Raw genomic sequence first — 3,245 nt, 5'->3', positions numbered from 1 at the left:
TTAAATCCAGCAATAGATCCTTGATTGCAATATCCGGCAAAGGGTTGATACGCTCTACCAGTGTATTATCCACATCAAAGACCAAATTAGTGTAACCTTTTTTAGACAAAGCGTTATAGTTAACATCTAAAACCGATTTGTAAAAGGCAGAGGGTTTTAAAAACTCTTTTAACATATTTTTTATTATAGCAGTTAGCTGGGGGCTGGGGAATGACCGCCTCTCTCCCCGACCCTCTCTCCGTAAACGGAGAAAGGGGGAAAGCACCCCTCCGTGTTTCGCGTAGCTCAACACACCTCCCCTTTAAAAGGGGAGGAAACGCCTCACCCTGTCATCGCAATCACGTTCAGGGCTCGGGGCTCGGGGCTCGGAGCTCTGGGGGGTAAGGGATAGGAGATAAGGGGTAAGTGTTATGTGTTAGTAGTAAATTTTTCAAGAAATAATATATAATAGCGATATGAGTTTTGAAAAATTCTTACGATTTTGTTTACATCTTATACCATCAAGATATAGCAGTGAGCAATCCCGCAAGCCCACAGGCTGGTTCGGAAGAAATATTATTACTTATATTCTTTCTCGCAGCAATTACTCCTTAATAGACTTTATGCAATCTTTATACAAGGGGCAAAAGAGCGATGTTATCGCCGACATCGGTTTTGGGCCGGGGATACTTTTTCCCATGCTGGAAAATAAAGCCGCAAAACTTGTGGGCATAGATTTTTCTGAAGATATGATTTTGTTGGCCCAGAAAAAATACAAAAAGTTAATCAGGGATGGCCGGCTTGAACTGAAAAATGCCAGCATTGCCAGTTTACCTTATCCGAATGAATATTTTGATGCCATATTTTCGGCCAATACAATATATTTCTGGCCGGACCCCGAGCAAAACGCGCGGGAAGTGCTGAGAGTATTAAAACCCGGCGGCAAATTTATTGTAGGGTTCGCGACCAAAGAACAATTAGAAAAAGTTAACCCCGAACCTGATATCTTTAAACTTTATAGCTCTGCTGATGTAGAAACGCTGCTTAAAAAAGCCGGATTTTCTGAAACCCAGTCTTTCTCCAAAAAAGAACCGCAGGTGGGTAAAGATTCATATTGCGTGGTGGGGAGGAAGTAACGGACGCTCGGAGCTCGGTCGCCCCTTTGGGGCTGCTCGGAGCTTTGGGGAACTCATCCCCGACCCTTCTCTTACGAAGAGAAGGGAGTAAATCCCCCCTCCGTGTTTCGCGTAGCTCAACACACCTCCCCTTTTAAAGGGGAGGAAACGCCTAATCTTGGCAGTTTAGCTCTGGGTTCTGGGGATATGGGGTAAGAGATAAGTGTTAGGTGTTAAGTGTTAAGTGTTAAGTGTTAAGTGTTAAGTTGTTAGTGAGAGGGAAAGTATGGGGCTTTTGGGAAAAGCCATAAAAAAATCGATCAGTATAAAACAATACCGTTGTCAGGTGAAGGATAAGTCTTATCATCTGCAAATGCCCATAATGGCGTTTTACTCATTATTAAGCCGTTCTTTCTTCCTCTGAACTGGTGGTCGCAATCATCAACAATTATTAATTCTTTATATGCTGCTTTATTTGCCAAATCATAGAATATCTGTCCGGCTCTTCTACCCACAACTTCATCATTATAACCAACTGTGATAAATACTTTCCCCTTAAACTTGGACAATCCTGATTCAAGGGCAGTTTTTCCTGCATCGCCTGAGGGAGCTACAAGCAAAATAGATTTAACATTTTTAAATTCCGAAGCTACAGCCGCGACAGCGCTGGCGCCTGCTGAAAATCCCATTAGCAGAATATCGGGAGATTTTGTTTTAGCAATTTTATAAGAATGCTCCAAGGCGTATTCTATCGCAAACCTGACATTATTCGTTAAAGCATCTTCATATTCTTCGTCACCGAAATCTTCCTGCGACAAATTATCGGTTCTGAGTACAGCGCCAATACCTGAACTCCTGATAAAATCAGCTAATTTTCTATATTTGTCATTGTAACCGTCAATATTCCCGAATATACCCGGGATACTTATCACAATTTTTTTTGATTTTAATGGATGAATTGCAATTTCCAACGGTACTCCATTTCTTGATACTGATAATCTGGTAATGGGTAACCCGGCAATAATTTTTTTGTTCATAAATAAGACCTCTTTTATTTAATTTATTTTTACTAAAGTATATATCGAATATAGTTTACTGGAATTGCTTTTATTTTTGAACCTCAACCGTCATACCTCAGCCCAGCGGCCTTTGCCAAATAGTGGCTACGGCGGGTAAACCTATCACTAACGTGACATCCCGCTCCATAAACCGGGAAACCATAACCACAATTATGCTTAGTAAGGGCGACCAAGTGGGGCACATATGTATCCGCTATTTTATGGATTAGCCTCTATTATATTAATCAATTTTTTTAGTTGACCAATAGACAATACAGGAGGACCTCCTGGACCATAACCAAGCTTTAGTTTCCCACCTTGTTTTCTGGTATCCTTATAATAGCAAAACCAATATGAAGAAATAATATTCTGTGGTTCATCACTTACAAGATAAATAAATGGTTGATATGTATCATTTTGATTACCTAGAGGAACTATTCCTCTGAGAAATGGGTTCCAAGTTTCTCCATCTTCTTGTAAGTGAAAATGTTTTTCGATATACATGTTATACGAACAGCTTGGACAAACAAACAAATAATCTTTTCCAACAAAAATTTTAATTAATTCCACGATGTTTTCAGCATATGATTGTTTTACTAAACAGTTAGTATTTAAACAAAAAAGTTTATACGACATAATAACTCCTTTATTCCCATGAATGTGGCACAATTTATTTAAAGTTTAGCGAATTTTAACCTAATAAGTTCATCTATTTCTTCATCATTTTCAATAAAATCCTCCCTTTTTGTTTAAACAACGGAAGTAAATACTATTGAAAATTATACCATATATGTATAACGCATAATATATTTCAGTATTTTTTCAAGACGCCTTACCAAGACAAGTAGGAGCATTATCAGCGAACAAATCTTCCCATACCCCCGACGCGCATTGCTGAAGCAATTACGTTTCCCCTCTCCACTCGTGGAGAGGGGGTTAGGGGGTGAGGCGGCATTCCCCCGGCGCATTGCCGGAGCGTCGTAGAACTATTGGCAACCGCATGTCTATACTTCGACAGGCTCAGTATGACATGCTCTTTTTTGTATCTCCGCATTTCTCGGTGCCATTGCTGTAGCAGTTACGTTTTCCCCCT

General features: G+C 40.0%; 3 protein-coding genes. 1 reads left to right on the top strand and 2 read right to left on the bottom strand.

What is annotated here, in order from left to right:
* Window positions 1-455: 455 nt before the first annotated feature.
* On the top strand, window positions 456-1,115 hold the full coding sequence (locus tag PHV30_12005) for a class I SAM-dependent methyltransferase (protein ID MDD5457736.1): 660 nt from the start codon (window positions 456-458) through the stop codon (window positions 1,113-1,115).
* A 299-nt stretch (window positions 1,116-1,414) separates the two neighbouring features.
* Here the strand turns inward: PHV30_12005 and PHV30_12000 are convergent, their stop codons facing one another.
* Entirely contained in the window at window positions 1,415-2,131 is a 717-nt protein-coding gene (locus tag PHV30_12000; protein MDD5457735.1) for a hypothetical protein, read from the bottom strand.
* Window positions 2,132-2,371: 240 nt separating this feature from the next.
* Complete coding sequence (locus PHV30_11995; protein MDD5457734.1) at window positions 2,372-2,788, bottom strand: hypothetical protein; 417 nt, start codon at window positions 2,786-2,788, stop codon at window positions 2,372-2,374.
* Window positions 2,789-3,245: the final 457 nt, after the last annotated feature.

The sequence above is a fragment of the Candidatus Margulisiibacteriota bacterium genome, from assembly GCA_028715625.1.
GTDB lineage: Bacteria > Margulisbacteria > Riflemargulisbacteria > GWF2-35-9 > GWF2-35-9 > JAQURL01.
This window is presented reverse-complemented; position numbering and strand designations above follow the sequence as displayed.